This window comes from Jeotgalibaca ciconiae (assembly GCF_003955755.1).
GTDB lineage: Bacteria > Bacillota > Bacilli > Lactobacillales > Aerococcaceae > Jeotgalibaca > Jeotgalibaca ciconiae.
This window is the reverse complement of record NZ_CP034465.1, coordinates 113,980-138,499: the sequence shown is the minus strand read 5'-3', so window position 1 is coordinate 138,499 and position 24,520 is coordinate 113,980. Positions and strand designations below refer to the sequence as shown.

22 protein-coding genes are annotated in these 24,520 nt (G+C 35.9%); 17 read left to right on the top strand and 5 right to left on the bottom strand.

Going from position 1 to position 24,520, the window contains the following annotated elements; genetic code table 11:
- Nucleotides 1-7: 7 nt before the first annotated feature.
- Nucleotides 8-451, bottom strand: coding sequence for a GNAT family N-acetyltransferase (locus EJN90_RS00680; RefSeq protein WP_126108400.1), 444 nt, complete (start codon nucleotides 449-451; stop codon nucleotides 8-10).
- A 284-nt stretch (nucleotides 452-735) separates the two neighbouring features.
- Between EJN90_RS00680 and EJN90_RS00675 the strand changes: the two genes are divergently transcribed.
- From EJN90_RS00675 to EJN90_RS00665, 3 genes are all read left to right on the top strand, one after another.
- A complete protein-coding gene (locus EJN90_RS00675) occupies nucleotides 736-1,254 on the top strand; it encodes a transcription repressor NadR (protein ID WP_126108399.1) in 519 nt (172 codons plus the stop codon).
- A 98-nt stretch (nucleotides 1,255-1,352) separates the two neighbouring features.
- Nucleotides 1,353-1,889 (top strand): hypothetical protein, encoded by a 537-nt coding sequence (locus EJN90_RS00670; protein ID WP_227872536.1) that lies wholly within the window; start codon nucleotides 1,353-1,355, stop codon nucleotides 1,887-1,889.
- Nucleotides 1,890-2,083: 194 nt separating this feature from the next.
- Nucleotides 2,084-3,058 (top strand): DUF1002 domain-containing protein, encoded by a 975-nt coding sequence (locus EJN90_RS00665; protein ID WP_126108397.1) that lies wholly within the window; start codon nucleotides 2,084-2,086, stop codon nucleotides 3,056-3,058.
- 46 nt (nucleotides 3,059-3,104) lie between these two features.
- Here EJN90_RS00665 and EJN90_RS00660 read toward each other — a convergent pair whose 3' ends face one another.
- A complete protein-coding gene (locus tag EJN90_RS00660; protein WP_126108396.1) occupies nucleotides 3,105-4,025 on the bottom strand; it encodes an AEC family transporter in 921 nt (306 codons plus the stop codon).
- 118 nt (nucleotides 4,026-4,143) lie between these two features.
- On the opposite strand from EJN90_RS00660, the gene EJN90_RS00655 reads away from it, so the two are divergent.
- Together EJN90_RS00655 and cdd are read left to right on the top strand one after the other, a co-directional pair.
- Nucleotides 4,144-5,256 (top strand): iron-containing alcohol dehydrogenase family protein, encoded by a 1,113-nt coding sequence (locus tag EJN90_RS00655; protein ID WP_164543953.1) that lies wholly within the window; start codon nucleotides 4,144-4,146, stop codon nucleotides 5,254-5,256.
- Nucleotides 5,257-5,358: 102 nt separating this feature from the next.
- Nucleotides 5,359-5,766, top strand: a complete 408-nt coding sequence (gene cdd / locus EJN90_RS00650) for a cytidine deaminase (protein ID WP_126112171.1) — start codon at nucleotides 5,359-5,361, stop codon at nucleotides 5,764-5,766.
- A 66-nt stretch (nucleotides 5,767-5,832) separates the two neighbouring features.
- On the opposite strand, the gene EJN90_RS00645 is transcribed toward cdd, so the two are convergent.
- Nucleotides 5,833-6,633, bottom strand: coding sequence for a hypothetical protein (locus tag EJN90_RS00645; protein WP_126108394.1), 801 nt, complete (start codon nucleotides 6,631-6,633; stop codon nucleotides 5,833-5,835).
- A 155-nt stretch (nucleotides 6,634-6,788) separates the two neighbouring features.
- Here EJN90_RS00645 and gloA point away from each other — a divergent pair, with 155 nt between their 5' ends.
- The 8 genes from gloA to EJN90_RS00605 all read left to right on the top strand — a co-directional run bounded on the left by gloA (nucleotide 6,789) and on the right by EJN90_RS00605 (nucleotide 18,833).
- Nucleotides 6,789-7,163, top strand: coding sequence for a lactoylglutathione lyase (gene gloA, locus EJN90_RS00640; protein WP_126108393.1), 375 nt, complete (start codon nucleotides 6,789-6,791; stop codon nucleotides 7,161-7,163).
- Between the two features lie 522 nt (nucleotides 7,164-7,685).
- Complete coding sequence (locus tag EJN90_RS00635; RefSeq protein WP_126108392.1) at nucleotides 7,686-8,711, top strand: DUF4349 domain-containing protein; 1,026 nt, start codon at nucleotides 7,686-7,688, stop codon at nucleotides 8,709-8,711.
- 305 nt (nucleotides 8,712-9,016) lie between these two features.
- Nucleotides 9,017-10,321, top strand: a complete 1,305-nt coding sequence (locus EJN90_RS00630) for an alkaline phosphatase family protein (protein WP_126108391.1) — start codon at nucleotides 9,017-9,019, stop codon at nucleotides 10,319-10,321.
- 365 nt (nucleotides 10,322-10,686) lie between these two features.
- Nucleotides 10,687-12,594, top strand: coding sequence for a 1,4-alpha-glucan branching protein GlgB (gene glgB, locus EJN90_RS00625; RefSeq protein WP_126108390.1), 1,908 nt, complete (start codon nucleotides 10,687-10,689; stop codon nucleotides 12,592-12,594).
- A gap of 34 nt (nucleotides 12,595-12,628) precedes the next feature.
- Nucleotides 12,629-13,777, top strand: a complete 1,149-nt coding sequence (locus EJN90_RS00620) for a glucose-1-phosphate adenylyltransferase (protein WP_126108389.1) — start codon at nucleotides 12,629-12,631, stop codon at nucleotides 13,775-13,777.
- The gene (gene glgD / locus EJN90_RS00615) at nucleotides 13,764-14,921 is read left to right on the top strand and encodes a glucose-1-phosphate adenylyltransferase subunit GlgD (RefSeq protein WP_126108388.1); all 1,158 of its coding nucleotides are present in this window, start codon (nucleotides 13,764-13,766) and stop codon (nucleotides 14,919-14,921) included. Before EJN90_RS00620 ends, glgD begins: the two co-directional genes overlap by 14 nt.
- Nucleotides 14,922-14,929: 8 nt before the next feature.
- Complete coding sequence (gene glgA, locus EJN90_RS00610; protein ID WP_126108387.1) at nucleotides 14,930-16,372, top strand: glycogen synthase GlgA; 1,443 nt, start codon at nucleotides 14,930-14,932, stop codon at nucleotides 16,370-16,372.
- A gap of 22 nt (nucleotides 16,373-16,394) precedes the next feature.
- The gene (locus EJN90_RS00605) at nucleotides 16,395-18,833 is read left to right on the top strand and encodes a glycogen/starch/alpha-glucan phosphorylase (protein ID WP_126108386.1); all 2,439 of its coding nucleotides are present in this window, start codon (nucleotides 16,395-16,397) and stop codon (nucleotides 18,831-18,833) included.
- 44 nt (nucleotides 18,834-18,877) lie between these two features.
- Here EJN90_RS00605 and EJN90_RS00600 read toward each other — a convergent pair whose 3' ends face one another.
- Nucleotides 18,878-19,255 carry a DUF4828 domain-containing protein gene (locus tag EJN90_RS00600; RefSeq protein WP_126108385.1) on the bottom strand — a complete coding sequence of 126 codons (378 nt, stop codon included), beginning with the start codon at nucleotides 19,253-19,255 and terminating at the stop codon, nucleotides 18,878-18,880.
- Nucleotides 19,256-19,456: 201 nt separating this feature from the next.
- Between EJN90_RS00600 and EJN90_RS00595 the strand changes: the two genes are divergently transcribed.
- Nucleotides 19,457-20,809, top strand: a complete 1,353-nt coding sequence (locus tag EJN90_RS00595) for an aspartate kinase (protein WP_126108384.1) — start codon at nucleotides 19,457-19,459, stop codon at nucleotides 20,807-20,809.
- Between the two features lie 30 nt (nucleotides 20,810-20,839).
- Here the strand turns inward: EJN90_RS00595 and EJN90_RS00590 are convergent, their stop codons facing one another.
- On the bottom strand, nucleotides 20,840-21,103 hold the full coding sequence (locus EJN90_RS00590) for a chorismate mutase (protein ID WP_126108383.1): 264 nt from the start codon (nucleotides 21,101-21,103) through the stop codon (nucleotides 20,840-20,842).
- 404 nt (nucleotides 21,104-21,507) lie between these two features.
- On the opposite strand from EJN90_RS00590, the gene aroF reads away from it, so the two are divergent.
- Genes aroF through aroE form a run of 3 tightly spaced genes read left to right on the top strand, consistent with a single transcriptional unit; the run spans nucleotide 21,508 to nucleotide 24,495 of the window.
- Nucleotides 21,508-22,527 carry a 3-deoxy-7-phosphoheptulonate synthase gene (gene aroF, locus EJN90_RS00585; RefSeq protein WP_126108382.1) on the top strand — a complete coding sequence of 340 codons (1,020 nt, stop codon included), beginning with the start codon at nucleotides 21,508-21,510 and terminating at the stop codon, nucleotides 22,525-22,527.
- A gap of 11 nt (nucleotides 22,528-22,538) precedes the next feature.
- A complete protein-coding gene (aroB, locus tag EJN90_RS00580) occupies nucleotides 22,539-23,633 on the top strand; it encodes a 3-dehydroquinate synthase (protein WP_164543952.1) in 1,095 nt (364 codons plus the stop codon).
- Entirely contained in the window at nucleotides 23,617-24,495 is an 879-nt protein-coding gene (gene aroE / locus EJN90_RS00575) for a shikimate dehydrogenase (RefSeq protein WP_164543951.1), read from the top strand. The genes aroB and aroE overlap by 17 nt, the downstream gene beginning before the upstream one ends.
- Nucleotides 24,496-24,520: the final 25 nt, after the last annotated feature.

Here is a 24,520-nt window from a genome sequence, read left to right as displayed (position 1 = left end):
ACCTTTCCTAACGTAAAATAAAAATCATTTCATTCAAACGGTTTTCTAAATCGACTGCACCCCTCATGAAACCTGCTCTTTCAAAGGCTTTTCTAGCGTTTAAATTTCCAATTGCAATGAGTCCATTTATTCTATCATAACCCTGCATATTTTCCGCCAAAATTACAAACTTTCTAAGAGCCTCAGTACCATATCCTTTTTCTTGGAAGTGAGAATCAATCATGAAGTTTTCTAATAAAATGGTATTTATTTCTTTTTCGAACCGAAATAGCAGAAATCCAATTGGTTTGTCAAAAGAGGTTATTGCCAAAGGAATGAGTGTCTCGGGTTCTACATAAGCCCTTGCGAGGTTTTCTGCAATTGGCCGAGTATATTTTTCTTGCCATGCGTGTACAGAAAGAGCTAAACAAGCATCAATTTCATTTTTACTAATATTTATTAATTCAACCATTTGTCAGATCCTTTCTGTCTACCATTTTGATAATCATACTTCATTCTAATTTCTCTTATTATAGTTTATTTAGAGAGAAAAGTCAGCGGGAAGTTCTGAGTTTAACAGCTTAATCATTATCTTCTTCAGTCGCTGCTAAAAATCAGTATAATCAGTAGATGTATACATAAAAAGAGGAGATAAAATGGTATCATATAGATAATAAACTGGACAGCTTTCAATAAGAACCATAAGTACTTATCCAAAAAAGAATGTCAGTAGAGCGGAAAAGGCAGGTAGTGAATATGAATGCTTCACAAAGAAGAATCGAAATCTTATCTTTATTAGAAAAACAAATGAATCCAATAACAGCAAGGAATCTAGCGGATACTTTTCAGGTGAGCCGCCAAATTATTGTAGGTGATATTGCGTTATTACGAGCAGAAGGAAATGATATTCTTTCTACTCCGCGGGGTTATTTGTATGGAAATAAGGAGAACATTGAAACAGGATTTACTGGGAAACTTGTTTGCCAGCATACAGAAGAGCAAGCTCGAATGGAGTTGCAGCTAATTGTCGATAATGGAGGAGAAATCGTGGATGTTGAAGTAGAACATCCAATATATGGTTTGCTTTCTGGTATTTTGCGTATCCGGACAAGTCATGATGTTGATGAATTTATAAGGGATGTAAAAGAAAATCGAACAAAGATGCTCTCTTCATTAACGGATGGTGTGCATATCCATACCATTAAGTGCAAAGATAAAGAATCGTTTGAGCAAATTCAAAACCAATTAAGAGAAGCGGGTATTTTGTACTCTTGAAAACAAGTATTGACATTTCTTTCTAGAACTCTATAATAAATTAACAGGGTGTCTTGACACCTGTAAAGAATAGATGAATGTAGAAAGGTATGATCCCATTGAACAGAAGAACAAACACTCGAACGATTACCACGGCTGCGTTGCTAATTGCAATTGGTATTCTTATTCCAATGATTTCGCCAATAAAAATTGTTTTGGAGCCGGCTTCGTTTACACTAGCAAGTCACGTTGCAACATTTATTGCAATGTTTATTTCACCATTTGTAGCAGTAACGGTTGCCTTTGGTACCGCGATTGGTTTCCTGTTAGGCGGTTTTCCAATCGTTATCTCTTTAAGAGCTGCGAGCCACATGGTCTTTGCATTTTTTGGTGGAAAATATCTAGAAAAAAATCCGAACTTATTACAAAATAAGAAAGCGACTTGGTTATTTAACGGAATTATAGGAATCCTACATGCAATCTGTGAAGTAATTGTTGTTTCAGTTTTCTATTTTGCTGGAAACTTATCAGCAGCTTATTATGATAGAGGGTTATTGTTTTCTGTCATGGTTTTGGTTGGTCTAGGAACGGTTATTCACAGTATGGTTGACTTTTGGTTAGCACAAGTTGTATGGAAAACATTGCAAAGAAGATAAACATGAATTCAAGAATAAATAGAGGAGTAAATTCTAAAAGAGGATGAGGATAAAAACTTATTCTCTTTTTTAATTGACTGGATATTCCCGTAAAAATCACTCTCTTTTCTAAAAATTTATTAATAAGACTCAAGTTGGAGGAAATTTTATTCGTTTTGTTTTAGAATAGGGTAAGAAAAGGAGGTCATCGATACATGAAAAAATTTAGTAAGACAATGTTATTGCTGACAAGTATTTTTACAATCGGGACTGCTGTTGGTAGTGGAACAACTTCTGCTCAAGCGAGTTCAAATGGAATTGACACGACTGTTATCAATGAAAAATGGGGAAAACCTACTTTTGTATATGGTGGAGGATTATCAGAAACCCAAATTGAAGAAACAATTAAATTATTGAAAATTGAAAATACAGATAATGTGAATATAATCGCTGTTACTGGAGAAGATTTGAGACATTATTTAAATGATGGCGCCGCAAACACAGCTGATATGATTTCTTCGGTACTAGTACAGAAACAAGACTCAGGTAATGGGGTGGAAGTAGTCATCCAAACACCCAACAATATTACTCAAATTACTTCAGATCAATATACGAATGCAGCAATTACTGCAGGTGTATCAGATGCAAAAATTATCGTAGCAAGTGTGAGCCGTGTTACGGGAGAGAGTGCATTAACGGGGATTTATAAAGCATTTGACGTAAATGGTGAAGAATTAGAACAAGATCGCATGGAAGTTGCGCAAGAAGAATTAGAAACAACTAATCAAATTGCTCAAGAGAACGCAGATGAAGAAGGCTTCGATTCATCAAAATTAGATCAAGCGATGATTGAAATTAAACAGTCTTTAGCTGAGTTAAAAGAGCGTCAAGGAGAACTTGCTACTAGAGAAGATATTGAACAAATTATCAATGATGCGCTAGAAAGAGCACAACTAGGCGACTATGTCACGCAAGAACAATTTAATCGTTTACTCGATTTATTTGAAAAGTATCAACAAACTTCAGCAATTGATTCAGAGCAAGTGAAAGAACAACTATCAGATTTAGCAAATAATGTAAAAGATAAAGTTTCTGATTTGATTAACCAAGCGGAAGAAAGCGGCTTGATGGATAAAATCGCAAACTTCTTTAGAGAAATTTGGCAAGCAATTACAGCTTTGTTTAATTAATAAGAAAAACAGAGTCCTTCTTTTATGGGAGGGACTCTGTTTTTCTTTACAATGTATAAATAAATTCAGCGAATTGCATCATGAATGGGATTGTGAAAATAGAAAAAATTGACGATAGAACAACAATTCTAGCTCCATATTCATAATCTCCACCAAACAATCTTCCTAAAATGGCAGTATTCACGGCTGAGGGAGCAACAGAAGCAATCGTTAAAACGATCTCAACCTCAAAATTATTAATCGGCAGTAAGTAGATGGTTAAAATAGCGATAATAGGGGTAAAAACTAAACGCATAAAGACCGTTAAATAGGAAGCTGTATTCTTAAAGATTTCAGTTAAGTTACTGTTTGCTAAATAACTGCCAATAATAATCATTGCTAAAGACGTATTCAATGAAGCCAGGCTATCTACCGCGTTCCATGCGAATTTTGGTAAAGGGAACTTTGTTATATAAAGGGTTAAGCCGATAAGTGCACCAATCATACCAGGATTCGTAAATGCTTTTTGAGGGGTCATAGCTTTTTTGTCTCCTGAAATTAAGGCACGGCCGTAAGTCCATTGTAAGATATTGTTACACATGATGTAGGGTGTCATGAAAAATACTCCTTCAACACCAAACAAGGCAATCACAATTGGAATACCAAAAAAACCTGAATTGGCAAAAGTTGCGGCGTATTTTTCAGTACGATTTTCTTTTTTAAATACAAAGTAGTTAATAAAGATTCGGCTTATTATAGTAATTAAAGCAGCAACTACTGCCCAACCAAACAGCTTCAAGCGCTCAATATTAAACTCAGCATGGAAAGAAGCAATCATCGATGCTGGCATAACGAACATGGCAAGAATCGTCGATATTTGTTTAGCACCGCTGCTATCGATTATTTTTGCACGTACAAGTATAAAGCCAAAGAAGATTAAGGCGGCCATCATGAGCATTTGATTTAATAGAATGGAAAACATATTCATTAAACACGTCCTTTCATAAGTAAAAAGAATGCATAAAAATATAATAACATAATTTTTTACACAAATTTGTTTATTATCGCTTATAATGAATTACACAATTAAACTATCACGTGGGGGTATGCAAAATATGCAAAATAATCACTTTTTTTCTTCAACTGTTCGTGTAGGTCCTCAGCAATATATTTGCGAAGAAGGAGTATTAGAGTCTTTGCCTGATCATCTCCGTCAATTAGACAGTTCGAACATTTTAATTATACATGGAAAAGAATCATGGAAAAAAGCGCGCAACTACTTGAAAAATATTTATCGTTCGAATTTTTCCATTCATGAATTTTTATTTTCAGGAGAATGTACTGAAACGTCTATCGATCAATTAAAAGAACTAATTATGGAATCAGGTGTTGATACTGTTATAGGAGTTGGCGGGGGGAAAATCATGGATGCTGTTAAATATGCTGCCTATCTTGCAGACCGACGCCCGTTTATTTTAATTCCAACTTTAGCTAGCAACTGTGCTCCATGGACGCCAGTAAGTGTTCTCTACCATGCAGACGGAAGCTTTGATCGCTTGGATGTGCTTCCTGCGCAAGCTTCTCTATTACTGGTGGAACCTCGACTTATTATTGATGCTCCAAGAGAGTATTTTATTGCAGGAATGGCAGATACACTGGCAAAATGGTATGAATCTGAAGAGATTTTAGCTCAGTCTGTCTTTAAAGAGAGTCCTATTTTAACCATGGCACGTGCGGCAGCCAAATTATGTCAAACAACCATTTTGGAAAAAGGACAACAAGCCTTGGCTGATTTAGAACAAGGGCGATTATCAGAAGAATTCCGATCTGTTTCTGAAGTCATTATATCTATTAGCGGGATGGTTGGAGGACTGGGTGATGATTTAGCTCGAACAACAATCGCTCATGAAATTCATGATGCAGTGACAATTTATCCGGAATCTCATCAATTCCTTCACGGACATAAAGTTGGGTATGGTATTCTTGTTCAACTAGCTGTTGAAAATAAGTGGAACGAGATTACCAAGCTTCAATCTTTTTATCGTTCATTGGGTATTCCCACCTCTTTATTTGATATGGGATTATCTCATTTAACTGAAAGTGAAATTGATTTTATTGCGATTCAGGCTAGCAAACCAGAATTACCTGTTCATCATTTACCTTATCCAGTGAATACAGCTATTATCGCTTCCGCTATTCACAAATTAGAAGCTTTCTAAATTCATTAGCTAAAGAAATAAAGAGCTTTGTGACAGTAAAATAAGGTATAATAAACCATACAACCAATTAAATATATCTGAAAGGAATTTCTCAATTTGGAAATAAAAGAAAATCAAGTGAAGTCTTTAGTTGAAAAAGCGAAAGAAATTAAAGAAAAAGCTTATGTTCCCTATTCTCATTTTCCTGTAGGAGCAGCTATTCTTTATAAAGATAATCAAGTTATCCAAGGTGTAAATGTAGAAAACGTTTCGTTTGGCGCAACAAATTGTGCCGAGAGGACAGCTTTATTTACTGGAATTACAAGAGGATATTCGAAAGATGATGTTGTGGCGATTGCTGTTTCTGCAAACACGAAGGATTATATTACGCCATGCAGTATTTGCAGACAAGTGATGGTCGAGTTATGTCAGGCTGACACACCAGTTTATTTGACGAATGGCAACGATGAAATAAAAAAAGTAACAGTAGAAGAGTTGGTACCCTTTGCATTTTCAACAATGGATAATTAAACAAAAATGAGGTTGGGATAAAAATCCCGGCCTCATTTTAAAAAAAATCACTATTAAGATGTCTTTCTAAATTTTGAATAATAAGTATGCTACAAAGCTCATTATCAAGAAATGAACGCTGACACCGATTAGAGCTTGATAAAATGTTTTATTTTCTGATGTTGCTCGATCGATATTATATAAGGTGGCCACAAAAGAAATGATATAGCTCAGGCAATATAGAAATGTGACTAACATTGCTGGAACAGCTAGCCCTAACGGTAAAACCATTGCCAGGATAAATACAAGCATCAGCAGGACAAAATAGAAAGTGTTCATTGCAGTATACTGTGTAACCCAGTTATTGAAATTGAGCGGTTCTTTTGAAGAAGCTTTTTTAAATAAATAACTAACCAATGTAAATAGAATAAAATAGCAGATAAAGAAAATAGTTAATTTCCAAAACCATTCAAATGGACGAAAAGTAAAAGTCAAAGTTGGTAAAATTGAAATATCCAGCATAAACTTATAAGTGTCTTCAAGAGCAGCAAACACTCTTGTTAAAATTCCAGCAGACAATAAAGAAGAAAGTACAAGTGTAATGTACCCATAAATTGGATGCCGCTCAGAACGCTGATCAATCTGAACAGGATGAGAAATACGCTTAACGGAATAGATTATGTAATTGATAAAAGAGTTTGTAATTTTTTTAAAGCTGATACTTCGTTCAAGTTTTCTAGATTTTTTTTCTTGGTTTAAGGTATATTCTTCAGGGATAGGAGGATTTTCTACTGCTTTATTTTCAACTTCAGTAAGATCAGAATCACACATCGGACAAATAGTCGCATCTTCAGGGATGATACTTTTACAAAAATAACATTCTTTCATTGGGGCAAGTCTCCTTTTTTTAATTTCCCTATTAGCATAATGTAGTTTATTTTGGAAAACAAGGATAAATGTATTTTGTGTAAAAGAAAGACAGCAGATAAATAATTTGTTACGATACTAGTTAGTATAGAATAATTATAAAGGAGTCGATTAATATGAAAATGGTTCATACTTGTGTCCGAGTGAAAAATTTGGAAGAATCGTTAGCTTTTTATAAAGAAGCATTTGGTTTCCAAGAGGTTAATAGAAAAGATTATCCTGAGCATAAGTTCACTCTTGTTTATTTATCATTAGAAAATGATCCATATCAATTAGAGTTAACATATAACTTTGATCATGATGCATATGATTTAGGCGATGGATATGGACATATTGCGATTGCGGTAGATGATGTTCCTGCTGCTCACCAAAAACACAGAGAAGCGGGGCTTGAAGTAACAGATTTGAAAGGGTTACCCAATTCAGAGTTTCGTTATTATTTTGTGATGGATCCAGACGGCTACAAAATAGAAGTAGTTCAAGATCGTTAAAAAAGCTTTGCAATTTCAGATTATATATGTTAGTATATTCCTTATGCGACGAGGCGACTTGCAATCGATATAAAGATTGCAGTTGATGCGGGACATATGTGCTATGCACACCACAGGAAGTGGATGTATGATAAAGGCGGATGTGAACCAAATTTATCCATGAGAAATCATGCCGCAAAAGAGCTGTAACCCATAAATGGGTTACAGCTCTTTTTTATAGACTAGGGGATTATAAGTTCAGCCATCAATGTCTAGCTCCCAAGTCCTGACCTAGTGAAAAAAAGATAAATTTGGCCCATTGCGCGCTTCGCTGCTCATTCAGGGTCAAATTTCCTATTTTTTCATAGGTCAAGGCGGACTTGTCCGCTTTTCTTATTTTCTTGTTAATGATTAACAAGTTTCTCTGCCCTCAACGATGAGTGGACTTGGCCGTTTTTCTAATAAAATATTCAAGTTATTTCTTATTAGGAGTCACTACTGATATAATGTATCCAAAGAAGATTGGCGAAAGAAGGGGAGAGAATGAAAAAATCTTATAAATTATTAATGATTTTTATTGCATTTATTTTAGTTGCTTGTTCAGAACAAGATACATCCAGTACGGAAGATGCTGCAGCTCCGGGAGCTGGTGGCACTTCTCAAGAAAATAGCGTGGAGGATAGTGGAAGTAACTTAATTGGAGAAAAAGTTATTAAAACTGTCACCCTGAACTATGAAACATTGGAGTATTCAGACACGATTAGCCATATTTTGAATGCGGTCAATCAAAATAATGCATATATTGAATATTCATATGAATCAAGTTATTCACCAAGTGGGTCTTTTGGACCAGATGCCAGAGAATATAAGCGAGTAGATTATACTTTGCGTGTACCTACTGAATCTTTAAATACTTTTTTAAGTGAATTAGAGGGCATGGAAGCTGTAAAGGTAAGCGAGCAAATTGGTTCGGAAGATGTGACACAAACTTATCGCGATACCGAAGCACGAATTGAAGTACTCAATCAAAAAGAAGCTCGTTTAACGGAACTTTTAAATGAAGCAACCACGATTGAACAAATTTTATTAATAGAAGATAATTTAAGTGAGACCATAGCAGAAAGAGAGACGTTACAATCGCAGCTAGAATCAATTGACGATTTAGTCGCTTATACAGAAGTATATTTAACAGTCTCTGAAAGACAAAGAATTTCTGATACTCGTGGAGACGGTATTCCATTCTGGGAACGATTAAAAGAAGCAGTGTTGGATTCTATCTTTGTTTTCTACTACTGGTTACAGGATGCTGTCATTTGGCTTGTATATGCATTGCCGTTCATCTTGATTATTGGTATTCTCTTCCTTCTATATTTAGGCATTAGCCGTTGGTATCACAACACAACATATTTTAAAAAACGAAATGAGAAGAAAGAGGAATTACGTAAACGTCAAAAAGAAAGAATAGAACATCGAAAGGCGTCAGTCCGCCAGAGACCACTTCCGAAGAAGAAGGCAGAGGAAAAAGAGCAACAAATTAAAAATGATAAAGATAACAATCCTTCAAGCTAATATCGATTTTTGAAGAGCTCCATTTGCAATCTTGCAGATGGAGTTCTTTGTTTCTGATTAGGATTTGAGAGTTTTTTCATAGACTAGGGGATTATAAGTTCAGCCATCAATGTCTAGCTCCCAAGTCCTGACCTAGTGAAAAAAAGATAAATTTGCCCCATTGCGCGCTTCGCTGCTCATTCAGGGTCAAATTTCCTATTTTTTCATAGGCCAAGGCGGACTTGTCCGCTTTTCTTATTCATTCTAAATTCTATTCCGTTTATCTAATCTTGTGTTATCATTAAGACACATAGGAGGGCTGAGAAATGACAAAGAAAAAATTGTATATTATTTCTTTAGATGCTTTTGGTGATGCAGATTTACAATTTGCTTCTACACTTCCAAATTTTAAAAAAATTATGGATTCGAGTGCACAAGTAATTGGAGTACGTACGGTATATCCTTCTTTGACCTATATGGCGCATACTTCAATTGTAACGGGAATGTATCCAGAGAAACACGGAATAATTAATAATACTCATTTACAGCCAGAACGAACAGCACCTGATTGGTATTGGTATGCATCAGAAATAAAGGTGCCTACTATTTTTGATGTCGCAAAAAAAGCTGGATATTCGATTGCGTCATTATTATGGCCGGTTACTGGAAGAAGCAAAATGATCGATTACAACATTGCAGAAATTTTTCCGACACGACCTTGGCAAAAGCAAGTGATGGTCTCCGCATATGCATCAAGTTTACGTTATCTATTAGAGATGAATAAGAAACACAAACATCTCCGAAAGGGTATTAATCAACCTGAATTGGATGACTTTGTAACGGAAGTTGCGATTGATACAATCCTAAATAAAAAACCCGATATACTAGCGCTTCATTTAGTAGATTTGGACAGTATGCGTCATGAATACGGTGTTCGAAGCAATCAAGCAAAAGAAGCACTCATTCGTATGGATAATCGTTTAGGAAGAATATTAGATGCAATGGAAGAAGCTGATATCGCTAAAGATACTGTGTTAGCAGTGCTAGGTGATCATTATCAGATTGATACTCACACGGTTGTCCGTCCCAATTATTTATTTTTAGACAAAGGCTGGATTACCAAAAATAAGAAAAACATGATTACATCATGGAAAGTAATCGTAAAATCAGCGGATGGTGCTGCCTATATTTACCGAAAAGATCCTTCCATTACTAATAAAATGATATTGGATGCTTTAAAAGGAATTGATTCGCGTATTGAAACCATTTATACGTCTGATGATACAAAATGGGATGGGGCAGATTCAAACTGTATCTTTTTAATAGAAGCAAAGAGTGGTTATTACTTTGCTGATGATGTCATTTATCCATTTATGGAAAGCACTGCTAAAACGGTTAAAGATAGAAAATTATTAAAAGCAACACATGGATTTCATCCAGAAAAGAAAAATTATACAACCATGTTACTTCTTTCTGGACCAGGAATTGATAAAGAAGCACGAATGGAACAAGCACGTTTAGTGGATGAAGGCCCAACATTTTTACATGCAATCGGTTTGAAATATCCAACTAAAACAGATGGAAGAGTTTTGCATGAACTTTTTTTGAATGATTCTATAAAAAAGCAATGACCTTGAAGTAGAGGGCATTGCTTTTTACGTATTTCGTTAATTTTTATGAAAAGCATACAATTCATAAAAAATCTCATTGAATTGTAAGGATAAAACCAAGGAAAGTATAAATCTATCACTATACATAAGTTGAAACTATCGATAAAAACATTAAGCGGTTACAAAGTGGTGAGGCATATGTCGAGAGATATAAAATGTGAACAATTTACCACAATTAAAATGAGGAAATTCTTGTTTTTACAGTGGAATAATAGCAGAATTATTCAAGCAATGATATGATGAGTATATAAATATTTTAATTTTTTATTAATTTTTGAAGGATGGTAAAGAACGTAATTTTTTTGAGGAAAGGAGCTATGTAGGACATGAAAAGAAATCTTTATAAAGATTTGGAAAAAGAGATGTATCTGTTTAATAACGGAGAACATTTTGAAAGTTACCGATTGTTCGGAAGCAAGCGTAGTTTTGAAGATGAGTTAAATGGTTGGCGTTTTACCGTATGGGCACCAAATGCAAAAAATGTTCATTTGGCAGGAGATTTTTCCGAATGGAATCCAATCCAAATGGAAAAAATAGGTAAAACTGGGGCTTGGTCGGTATTCGATCCAACTGCTTCAGAAGGAGATTGTTATAAATATTTAATTGAAAATCAAGATGGGCATTCCTTCTACAAAATTGATCCTTATGCATTCGCATATGAAGTTCCTCCGAAAGATGCTTCACTTGTACAAGATCTTCCAAATAAAAAATGGCGAGATGGTCACTGGTTCGCAAATAAAAAACGCAAACCTATTTATAACAGGCCGTTAAACATTTACGAAGTACACTTTGCTTCGTGGCGCCGTCATCCCGATGGAACTTCGTATTCTTTCAAAGAACTTGCTGAAACGCTCATTCCCTATGTAAAAGAAATGGGCTATACCCATATTGAGTTTATGCCGTTAATGGAGCATCCATTAGAAGCTTCCTGGGGTTATCAAATTACTGGATATTATGCTGTTGCTGCACGTTATGGAAATGTAGAAGAGTTTCGTGATTTTGTTGAAGAAGCTCATCGTAATGGGATTGGAATTATACTTGATTGGGTACCGGGTCATTTTTGTCGAAATGATTATGCCTTAGCTTATTTTGACGGTACGCCTACCTTTGAGTATCAAGATTCAAATCGCGCAGATAATAAGCGATGGGGTAGTTTAAATTTTGATTTAGGCAAGAAACAGGTTCACAGCTTTTTGATTTCCAATGCAATTTATTGGATGGAAGAATTTCACATTGATGGAATTCGAGTGGATGCAGTTTCCAACATGCTTTATCTAGACTACGACGAAGGTCCATGGACACCAAATGAAGATGGAAGTAATCACAACCGACAAGGAATGGACTTCCTTCAAAAATTAAATACAGTTGTCTTCGCTCGTGATCATCAAATGCTAATGATTGCTGAAGAAAGTACTTCTTGGGCAAATGTCACCCGGCCGATTGAAATGGGCGGTTTGGGATTTAATTACAAATGGAATATGGGCTGGATGAATGACACCTTAGAGTTCTTTTCAATGGATCCTTTTTTTAGAAAAGATCATTTTAATTTACTTACTTTTTCATTTATGTATGCTTTCAATGAAAATTTCATCCTTCCAATCTCACACGATGAAGTCGTCCATGGAAAACGATCTTTGCTTGGGAGAATTCCAGGTGATCGTTACAATCAATTTGCGACTCTGCGGAATCTTCAAGCATATATGCTCGCTCATCCAGGGAAAAAATTGAATTTCATGGGAAATGAACTGGGACAATTTTTAGAATGGCGTTTCTATGAAGAGCTTGAATGGAAAGTACTGAATCAAGAATTTAATAGTGAATACCATTCTTTTATAAAAACATTAAATCAACTCTACAAGAAGCAAAAAGCTTTATATGAAATCGATGATTCACGAAACGGTATGGAACTTATCGATGCCGATAATCATTTAGAAACGGTATTATCTTTTATACGTAAGTCAGAAAAAGAGAGAGATTTTTTAATCGTTATTAGTAATTTCACGCCGATTGAACGTCGGAATTTTGTCATAGGGGTTCCTTATGAAGGAACTTATGAAGAATTATTAAACACAGAAATGCGTGAATTCGGTGGTACTTGGACGAAAGGACAAGCGGATATGAAGACAATTGAAAAATCATTCAATCAATTTTCTTATGTGATTGAACTGACTGTACCGGCAATGGGAACAATTTATATTCGGCCAAAAAGAATTTACGGAGTGAATAAAAAGTAGAAGGAGGGGAAGGGAAGAATACTTCCTGATAAATATGAAGAATGAAATGATTGCTATGATATTAGCTGGAGGACAAGGAACTCGGCTAGGAAAATTAACGCGTGAAACTGCTAAACCTGCAGTTCCATTTGGAGGACGTTATCGGATTATTGACTTTGTGCTTAGCAACTGTGCTCACTCAGGTATTGAACAAGTCGGAGTAGTGACGCAATATGAGCCTTTAGAGTTGAATGATCATATTGGAAATGGAGAAGCTTGGGGATTGAGCGGACATCGCAGCAATGCGACGATTCTGCAGCCTTATACAAACTCAGAGGGCGAGAATTGGTTCACGGGAACTGCTAACGCAATTACACAGAATATTCCTTATATTGATTCACAAAATCCAGAATATGTTTTAATTCTTTCAGGGGATCATATTTATAAAATGGACTATTCAGCAATGTTGGATTTTCATAAAGAAACGGGAGCAGATTTAACGGTTGGTGTAATCCCTGTTCCAATTGAAGAAGCATCTCGATTTGGGATCATGAACACGGCTGAGGATGATTCTATTATCGAATTCGATGAAAAACCAGCAGAACCTAAAAGTAACCTTGCTTCAATGGGGATTTACATTTTTACTTGGGATAAATTACGTAAGTATTTAGCAGAAGATCAGAAACAAGGGAAAAAAATGGTAGATTTTGGGCATGACGTAATTCCAGCTTACCTTGATAACAAAGAAAAACTTTTCGCTTATGCGTTCAATGGTTATTGGAAAGATGTTGGAACAATTGAAAGCCTTTGGGAAGCCAATATGGAATTTTTAAACCCAGACCATAGCTTGCATATACGTGATGATGAATGGCGTATCTATACAAAAAGTCCTGTAGCTCCGCCCCAATTTATATCAGATAAAGGACAGGTAAAAAATGCAATGATTGCAGATGGCTGTTACATAGAGGGCTGCGTTGAAAATTCTATTATTTCTCAAGAAGTAAAAGTTGGCGAAAATAGTAAGGTGAAAGACAGCCTGATTATGGCAAATGCAACGATTGGAAAAGATGTCCAAATAGAATATGCGATTGTTGGAGAACATGCGCAAATCAAAGATGGAACAAAATTAATTGGCAAAAAAGGTGAGATAGAAGTGATTGGGTATGCTGAAGTGATTGGGGGAGTAAATCATGAGAATGAATAGTATGTGTGCCATTATGAGTTTGACAGATTCAAGTAGTAAAGACTTATATCCATTAACACGATTACGTCCGGTGGCTGCTTTACCAGTTGCTGGGAGGTACCGCGCAATTGATTTCCAATTGTCGAGTATTAGTCATGCCGGAATTGATTCAGTAGGAATCTTTATTGGGGGAAGTGGTCGTTCTATTTATGACCATATTCGCAGCGGATCTGCCTGGGGATTAGAGTCAAAACTACGTGGAGGAATCTTTACCTTCTCTCAAACCTATTTGAAACAAGTAATGGGAGATGAAAGTTTTGATGAAAATAATTTTTATGTAAATCATAAAGAATTCTTGAAAAAATCATTAGCAAAATATGTTGTGGTTTCTGGTGGGAAAATCGTTGCTAAAGTTGATCTACAAGATGTATTGGATTTCCATTTAGCAAATGATGGAGATGTTACTTTGATTTACAAGAATGTACCTGTGGAAAAAGTAAAAAACCATCCTTATGAAAAAGTGGCAGTATTAGAGCAAGATAATAAATTGCAGAGATTAATATCCAGCCTTGATTGGAATTATCCCGATGAAATGGTTGCACACAGTTTAAATATGTATTTGCTTCCTGTTAAAACATTATTAGACATCATTGAACGCGCGGATAAAGAAGGAATTCGAATGGACATCGATCGTTTAGTGGGATATTATTTACAATTTTTCAATGTGAATGCATACGAATATAAAGGTCCGATGGAAAATCTGGATTCAATTGATGCTTATTATAGAGCGAATATGAATCTATTGGACAAAGAGCATTACGATGAAGTTTTTCATCAAGGTCAGCAAATCATTACAAAAGCAAAGAGTGAAGCTCCCACTTATTATTATGAGAGTGCACAAGTAAGGCGTTCGCTTTTTGCAACGGGCTGTACGATTTCTGGAGTCGTTGAAAACTCATTAGTATTTCGTAAAGTACTTGTGGCTGAGAAAGCTGAAATACGTGATTCGATTATTATGCAAGGATGCAAAATCGGTGAAGGTGCGGTATTAGAATATTGTATCTTGGATAAAAATGTAACAGTAGAACCTGGTGTTGTTCTAAAGGGTACAAAAGATCAGTTAGTGGTTGTTGAGAAGAATAAAACCGTTACAGTTGAAGGATGAGATCAAAAATGAAAATATTGTTTGCAGCAGCTGAAGCAGCCCCCTTTTTTAAAACAGGGGGGCTGGGTGATGTAGCATACGCATTACCCAAAGAATTAGTGAAACAGGGAGTAGATATTCGTGTTGTTCTCCCTTATTACGATAAAATGCCTGAAAAATATCAAAAAATGACAGAGGATGTTCTTCAATTCAAGGTGAAGGTTGGTTGGAAATCTGTTTATTGCGGTATTAAAAAAATGACATTAGATGGTATTACTTATTATTTTGTGGATAATCAGGATTATTTTCATCGAGGAACTTTATACGGTGAATGGGATGATGGCGAACGCTTTGGTTTCTTTTCCATGGCTGTCATTGAAATGATGGAAAAGATTGACTTTATTCCCGATGTGATACATGTAAATGATTGGCATACGGCAATGATTCCTGTTTTGCTGGTAGATAAATATCATTGGATTGAAGCTTATCAAAACATTCGAAAAGTGATTACCATCCATAATATTCGTTTCCAAGGGATTTATACGCCAGAAATTCTTTCCAACATATTTGGTACCGGAATGAATATTTTTCATGAAGATGGTGTATTTTATTACGATAATGTCAACTTTTTAAAAGGTGGAATTAATTTTTCTGATATTGTAACTACTGTAAGTCCAACCTATGCCAATGAAATTCAAACGCCTGAATTTGGTGAAGGGTTAGATGGTGTTCTTCGTTATAACAATTGGAAGATTAGAGGGATCATTAATGGAATCGACTATGAAATCAATAATCCAGAATCTGATCCGATTATTCCCCATCATTTTTCGATAGAAGACTTGACAGGAAAACAAGAGAATAAACGCTCTCTTCAAAAAAGGCTTGGCTTACCAGAAAAAGATGACATACCGTTGCTTTCAAGTGTCAGTCGTTTAACTGATCAAAAAGGATTTCAATTGATACAAGAAAAAATGCAAGAATTGATGTCGACACGTGATGTACAAATGGTGATTTTGGGAACTGGAGATCCAGAATTTGAGCATTCTTTCCGGTACTTCCAAGAACAGTATCCCGATAAGTTTAGAGCGCTAATTGAATTCGATGTAGAGTTGGCACAAGAAATTTATGCAGCATCTGATTTATTCCTAATGCCGTCTGCCTTTGAACCTTGCGGATTATCGCAAATGATTTCCATGAGATACGGAACGTTACCATTGGTTCATGAAACAGGAGGACTGAAAGATACGGTAATGCCTTATAATGCTGCAACTGGAGAAGGGACTGGCTTCAGTTTTTATGGTTTCAGCGGCTATAATTTATTAGGAACCATATATCGTGCGCTGGATGTCTATGAAAACCAGCCGCAAGCATGGAAGCTATTGATGAAACAAGCAATGGAGACTGACTTCAGCTGGGAGCAGCCAAGTAAACATTATATCGACTTGTATGAGTCGCTCACATCCAGTACATAAAACATGCTACAGGAGGAACTAAATGGAAAATATAAGTATTCAACAATTCAAAAAAGAATATGTAAAAAAGTTTGAACAATTGTATGCTTATCGTTACGATGAAGGGTCTTCCAGAGAGCACTTTGTGGCTTTAGGGGAATTAGTTCGTAACTATTACATGAACAATTGGAAGAGTACGATTGATGAATATAAAGAAAAAGAAACAAAACAAGTATTTTATTTTTCGATGGAATTCTTACCTGGAAGAATGTTAAAAAGTAATCTGTTAAATTTAGATATACTTCCGGTAGTGGAAGAAGGCCTGAGAGAATTAGGTTTGGACTTAGATGAAGTGAGCATGGGCGAAGCCGATCCAGCATTAGGAAATGGCGGCTTGGGAAGATTAGCGTCTTGTTTTATGGATTCGATTGCCTCCACGGGTTTGGCAGGGCACGGAAATGGAATACGTTATCAATACGGATTGTTTAAACAGAAATTTATAGATGGCTATCAAGTCGAATTACCAGAAAACTGGCTGCGTAATGGGAATGTATGGGAAGTTCGTAAAGAAAACAAGGCAGTCATCGTACGTTTTGGCGGTCAAGTATATATGGATACAGATGAAGAGGGGAATCTTTATCCGCGTTATGAAAATACGAAGAATATTTTGGCAGTGCCGTACGATGTTCCTCAAATTGGCTACCACAATGGAATAGTGAATAATTTACGCTTATGGTCAGCGGAGATACCTTATGGAGAAGAGTACTTATTCCGGACTGAAGAAGAGCGGGATGAAGTCAAGCAAATAACGGAAGTATTATATCCGGATGATTCGAATTATGAAGGGCGTTTATTACGCTTACGACAAGAATATTTCTTCTCATCAGCTGGCGTGCAAAGTATCATTCGCTACTTTAAAACGTTGGACGAAGATTGGAGTTTGCTGCCTGATAAAATTGCTATTCATATTAATGATACACATCCTGCGTTGGTTGTGCCCGAATTGATGCGTATCTTGATTGATGAGGAAGAACTAACTTGGGATCAAGCATGGGAAATAACGAAAAAAACAATTAGTTACACTAATCATACAATCTTACAAGAGGCAATGGAACGTTGGCCAATTGATATGCTTGAACATCTGTTGCCAAGAATTTATCATATTATTGCGGAGATCAATCGCCGCCATATTGAGAAAAAAATACCTTTATACGGCGAAGAATTAACGTATCGAACCACCATTATTGAAGACGGCCAAGTGAAGATGGCGAACCTAGCAATTATTGGAAGTCATAGTATTAATGGGGTAGCGAAACTACACACAAATATTTTGATTAATGAAACCCTTCATGACTTCTATCTGATGTATCCAAATAAATTTAATAATAAGACAAATGGAATCACTCAGAGAAGATGGGTGCAATTATCTAATCCGGGGCTAACATCTCTGTTGGATGATGTGATTGGAACGGATTGGAAATCCAATCCAGAAGAGCTTATTTTATTAAAAGCTCATGTAGATAATAGCGAGCTTTTAAATCGTTTGGAAGCAGTGAAACTGGAAAATAAGAAACGCTTTGCGAAATATGTCAAGGATGAGATGGGGATTGAAATTGACCCTAACGCGATTTTCGACGTTCAAATCAAAAGATTGCATGCTTACAAACGACAACTATTAAATGTGTTGCATATTTTAGATCGCTATAGTCAAATAAAAGAAAATCCGGATATAGATATACCGAAACGAGTCTTCATTTTTGGTGCGAAAGCCGCTCCAAGCTACCATTACGCAAAACAAATCATTAAGTTAATTAATGCCGTGGCTGATCTTGTTAACAATGATACTGATATTAAAGATTTGATAAAAATAGTATTTGTCGAGAATTATGGTGTGAGTTTAGCTGAATTAATTATTCCGGCTGCAGATATTAGTGAACAAATCTCATTGGCGGGTAAAGAAGCTTCAGGTACAAGCAATATGAAGCTGATGGCAAATGGTGCACTGACGATGGCGACCATGGATGGGGCTACAATAGAAATTTATGATTATGTAGGCAAGGAAAATATTTACATCTTTGGATTAAAGAATAATGATGTAAAAAAATATCATCAAAATCAAAGTTACAATTCCCGGAATATTTACGAAGGGAACGCAAGTATTAAACGCGTATTAAATATGTTGGTAGATGGCTCAATTCCAGGTATTTATCATGAAGGGCAAGACATATTCAATAGTCTTGTGAAGTTTAATGATGAATACTTCTTATTGAAAGATTTTGATAGCTATATTCAAGCACACAAACAAGCAGATAAAGATTATCAAGATCGGGAAAAATGGAATCGCATGGCTCTGTTAAATGTCGCTAACTCTGGTCCATTTTCTTCAGACTATACAATTCTGCGTTACGCAGATGAGATCTGGAAAATAGAACCACAAGTTGAGAATCTCATCTCTTCATATACTCCGGTTAAAGAAGTGTAATGGAATATATTAAAAGAGCATATCAGTATATCTGACATGCTCTTTTAATTTTCTTTATAAAAAATAATTTCTTTTTGCTCTGCTTCATCAAAGAGCTTAAGGGAATTTGGATTATTTTCTTCGATAATTATGTCATAACCATACTGATCTTGAAAGAATAGTTGTGTATCTGTTATTTCTTTGAAAGTTAATAAGAATGGTTTCTCATTCGTTAGAACTGCTTCTTGGTTAGCAATTTCTAAAGTAGATGATTCATCTGTTGATACCCATATGCCATTATATACAGCAGGGGATCGTTCGTCTTTTTTAGATCGATAAGGATTTTTCAATTTAGAAGAATTTCTTTTCATCAAAAATGGCATAAATCCAATGAACAGAGGAAATAGAAATAGCATATATCTCATTGTTTTCTTAAATTTCACTTTTATTTCATCCTTTTTTTATTCTTATTAACCAGTATACCTGGAAATCAAAAAAATAATAAGGACATTTGGAATACAAAATGATTACATTTATTTCAGGCAAACAAAAAGATTTTCATTGCGATGAACGAGATAGCATGCTATTCTAACAGTACTATAAATGAAAAAAAGATTAGAAAAATGAAATGATGAGGTATTGCGATGAAAGTTATAAAATTTGGAGGTAGTTCCTTAGCGAATGGCACACAACTAAAAAAAGTGTTAGGAATCGTTCAAGATGATCCGGAGCGAAGAATTGTAGTCGTTTCTGCGCCTGGGAAAAGATTCTCGGAGGATACGAAAGTAACGGATCAATTAATTCAATTAGCAACACTTGTGAAGAACAAAGCTTCATACAAAGAAGTATACGAAGATATTTTTAGTCGATATGCAGATATTGCAGCAGAACTAGAGTTGGATGGAAAGATTTTAGAAGAGATTGAAAGTCATTTTGATAAACTTTTAAATACTCGATTCAGAACTCCTGAATTATTAGAAGATGCTTTCAAGGCGAGTGGAGAAGACAATAATGCGAGACTAATTGCAGCTTATTTCCGACAATCTGGTATCCCGGCTAGGTATTTGAACCCACGTGAGGCTGGGATTTTTGTGACCAGTCAACCTGGAAATGCACGTATTTTACCGGAATCCTATAATTTCTTACGCCATTTACATGATACAGAAGAGGTTTTAGTAATCCCAGGTTTCTTTGGCTATAATGAAAACGATGAGATTATTACTTTTTCTAGAGGCGGCTCTGATATTACCGGAGCAATTGTAGCAAATGGTGTACAAGCTACTTTATATGAAAACTTTACCGATGTTGATGCGATTTATGTCGCTAATCCCAATCATGTAGATGAACCACAAAAAATTCATCATTTAACCTATACAGAGATGCGGGAGCTTTCCTATGCTGGATTTTCTGTTTTTCATGACGAGGCATTGCTGCCAGCTTTCCATGCGGGAATTCCGGTTCATGTCAAAAACACAAATAACCCTAACGGAAAGGGAACAAAGATAACACGTACTCGTCCAAAAACAGCAAATATCATATCAGGAATTGCAAGTTCAAGTGGTTTTGTCAGTATCCACATCAGCAAGTATTTATTAAATCGAGAAATTGGGTTTATTCGTAAATCAGCACAAATTTTTGAAGATTTAGGCTTGAATTTGGAACACATGCCGTCTGGAATTGATGAAATCACATTCATTTTAAGAAAAGATCAATTGACACCTGGTAAGCAGGCAGCGTTACTTTACCGTTTAAAAAATGAGTTAAGAGCAGATGACGTTCATGTAGAGGGCGATGTTTGTTTGGTGATGATCGTAGGTGAAGGCATGGTTGCATCAGTAGGTACGACTGCTCAAGCTACACAAGCATTGGCTGATGCAGGAGTGAACTTAGTTATGATTAACCAAGGCGCTTCTGAAATTAGTATGATGTTTGGAATTGTCGAAAAAGATGAAGAAAAAGCAGTACGAGCAATTTATGACTCATTTTATCCTAAATAACAAGAAACGCGGCCATGGCCGCGTTTCTTGTTATTTGCTAGTTTTTTCTTGGTAGTTTTTTGATATGTTCATGAGTGAGACATAGAACTGACTTAATTCTTCAGATAAAGAATCGTCCGTTAAATACTGAATGACTTTATCAATAACGGCAGCTTCTCTCACTGCATCATAAATAGGTAGTTGATTTTCTGATTTTACTTGTGCGATTTTTTTAGTAACATGCATTCGTTTTTCGAATAAAGCCACAAGTTGTCGATCGATTTCATCAATGGATTTGCGTTCATTTTCTAACATTTTATCGAGCTCCTTCTTTTACCTTGAACTACTATTAATCATAATAAAACATTAGAAAAATGCAATGAAAAAAATAAAAATGAAAATAAAGTTAGAAAAAGATTGACAAGGTTAAAATATAATGATAAATTATATTCCACAAAGCAACTTAGGAGGAAGTATTATGGAGACTGTTACTAGTGCAACACTTTTTACATATTTTAACTACTTTTACTTTTACTTTTTTAAGAGTAAGAGTGATTTTTGTTGCACACAAATAGGACTAACTACATAAGACATTTCTCGTAAAAACAATAACGTGGATATTACGATAAAAATCTCAGTAGCCTAGCAACGATGATCACCGAAAAGGGATCATTGTTGTTGGGCTACTTTTTTGTTTTAAAAATAAGGAGGAAAAGAAAATGATTGTCACATTAAACGGATCAACAACTAAGGATGAGGTCTCACGACTATGTAATCAGATTGAAAATTTGGATCTTTCAGCAACGCTCTTAAGCCATCGAAATGATATTGCTCTTGTATTGGACGGAGCAATCACATCTGATAAGGTGAATTCCATTCGAAATTGGCCGCAAGTAGCAGCGACAGAGGAAATTCATTCACCCTATAAAAAAGCTAGTAAACAGTGGCATCCAGAGGACAGTATCATTGAAGTTGGTAATATAAAAATTGGTGGCGGTCATTTTGCCATGATTGGTGGTCCTTGTTCAATTGAAACATACAATCAACTAGAAAAAACGGCTGCATATGTAAAAGAGTCAGGCGGGAATGCTCTTAGAGGGGGAGCATTTAAACCTCGTACATCTCCGTACTCTTTCCAAGGTCTAGGGAAAGATGGGTTGGATATGATGCATGAAATTGGTCAAAAATATGATATGCCAATTGTTTCTGAAGTAATGGCAATCAGCCAAATTGAATTATTCGAAGATGTAGATATGTTCCAAGTGGGTGCAAGGAACATGCAAAACTTTGATTTATTAAAAGAGCTTGGAAAAACAAACAAGCCGATCTTGCTGAAACGTGGACTATCTGCGACAATTCAAGAGTGGTTAATGAGCGCGGAATACATTATGTCAGAAGGAAATGAGAATGTGATTCTTTGCGAACGTGGGATTCGGACATTTGAAACAGAAACTCGAAATACCCAAGATTTATCTGCTATTGCAGTCGTGAAGCAATTGAGTCACTTGCCGGTTGTCATTGATCCGAGTCATGCAGCAGGCAGACGTGATATTATAGAGTCACTATCATTAGCAGCAGTTGCTGCTGGGGCGGATGGACTAATTATTGAAACACATCCTGAACCAGAAAGAGCAAGCAGTGATGGTGAACAATCGCTTTATCCAGAACAATATCGTGAACTAACAGAAAAAGTATGGAAGCTCCATCAATTCATGAAGCAAATAAACACAAAAAACTAGGAGGTAGAACGATGGAAATTGTTCGAATCGGTGTAACACAACCCTATGACGTTTTAATTGGTAGGGGATTGCTGAAAGAAGCGGACAAACACTTATATCCCTTTGTTGCAGATAAAAAGGTCTTGATTATGACTGACGATACGATTATGAAGCATGGTTACTTAAATCAAATAAGTGAAAAACTAAAAACGACTGCAGGAGCGATTCACACCATTTCTTTTCAGCCTGGCGAAGAACAAAAGTCAATGGAAAATGTTACTCGGCTTGTCGGGCATCTTGCAGATCTTAATTTTTCAAGACAAGATGTTATCATTGCTTTAGGCGGAGGAGTTATTGGTGATCTAGCGGGATTTGTAGCAAGTATTTACCTAAGGGGAATTGATTTTATACAAATACCAACAACGCTATTAGCAGCAATTGATTCTTCCGTTGGTGGGAAAACAGCAGTTGATTTGCCCCAAGGAAAGAATTTAGTAGGTGCATTCTACCATCCGCGTCTGGTTCTGTGTGATGTGGATTCCTTCCAAACACTAGAACCTCATATATTTGAGGATGGCTGCAGCGAACTAATTAAATACGGAATGATTATGAATCCAAGACTTCTTTCAGAATTAATGGATCGAACAACGCCTTTACAGGCAACTGACGAAGAGCTTGTTGAAATTGTAAAAGAATGTGTCGAAATGAAACGAAAAGTTGTATTGGAAGATGAATACGATCATGGATTGAGACAGCTGCTAAATTACGGGCATACATTAGGACATGCTTTTGAGCAGTGCAGCCAATACCAAATCAGTCATGGGAGGGCAGTTGCATTAGGAATGTCTGTCTTTTTACAAATGGCTGATAAAATAAATCAATTAGATGATCATTATAGAGAACAATTCGATGCTCTGCTGCACCAGTACCATCTATTAGCTGAAAAATATGACTACACAGCTGAGGAATTATCAAAGGCAATGATTAATGATAAAAAAAGAAGAAATTCAACGATCACAATCGTTTTACCTATCGCGTTTGGTAAATGTGATTTATTTCAATACCCGATCGATGAATTTTTAAGTTGGTTCAATGAGGAGTGGCAAAAATATGAAGTATATTCGTGAAATTAGTGCGACAACCGAATTTGCTGCAGTTATTGGTCAACCCATTCATCATTCAAAATCCCCAGCCATCTATAATACTTGTTTTGAAGTAGAAGACATCAACATGGTATACCTTGCATTCGAAACAAGTGAAGAAGAAACCGTTGAACGTATTCACAATCTACAAAACTTAGGTGTCAAAGGAATCAATATAACGATGCCTGGAAAATACAAAGCACTTGAATGTGTAACAAAAGTAGATGCAGTAGCAAATTATGTTCAAGCAATTAACACGATTGTGAAACAAGATGATGAGTGGATAGGGTATAATACAGATGGAGAAGGGTTTTGGGCATCAGTAAAATCTACGGGAACGGAGATCGAAGACACCAGAGTCGCTCTTTTTGGATCAGGAAGTACTGCAAGGGTGATTCTTTCTCGAGCTGTTATCGAAGGGTGCCGGCAGATTGACGTTATTGCTAGGAACCTAGAGAGACCCTTGGAAATAAAAGAAGTGATAAAAAAATTACAAAGTGATTATCCTTCTATAAATATTCGCTTAGTTAATATAGAAGAGGAAGACATTCTGAAAGAAGCATTATCAAGTGCAGAAATTGTTGTTCAAACAACTTCAGTTGGAATGACTCCTAATCCAGATCGTTCAATTTTATTGAACCCTGATTGGCTAAATCCGAATAGCGTTGTTTGTGACATTGTTTATGAACCGCGTGAAACGTTATTTTTACGGCAAGCAAAAGCTCGAGGATGTAAAACAGTCGGCGGTTTATCCATGCTTGTTTATCAGGCAAGTTTAAATTATCGGTTATTTACTGGAAATGATATGCCAGTTGAATATGTTCTTTCAGTATTAGAAAACAAATAAAAGCATTAAGTGAGGAGAATCGATA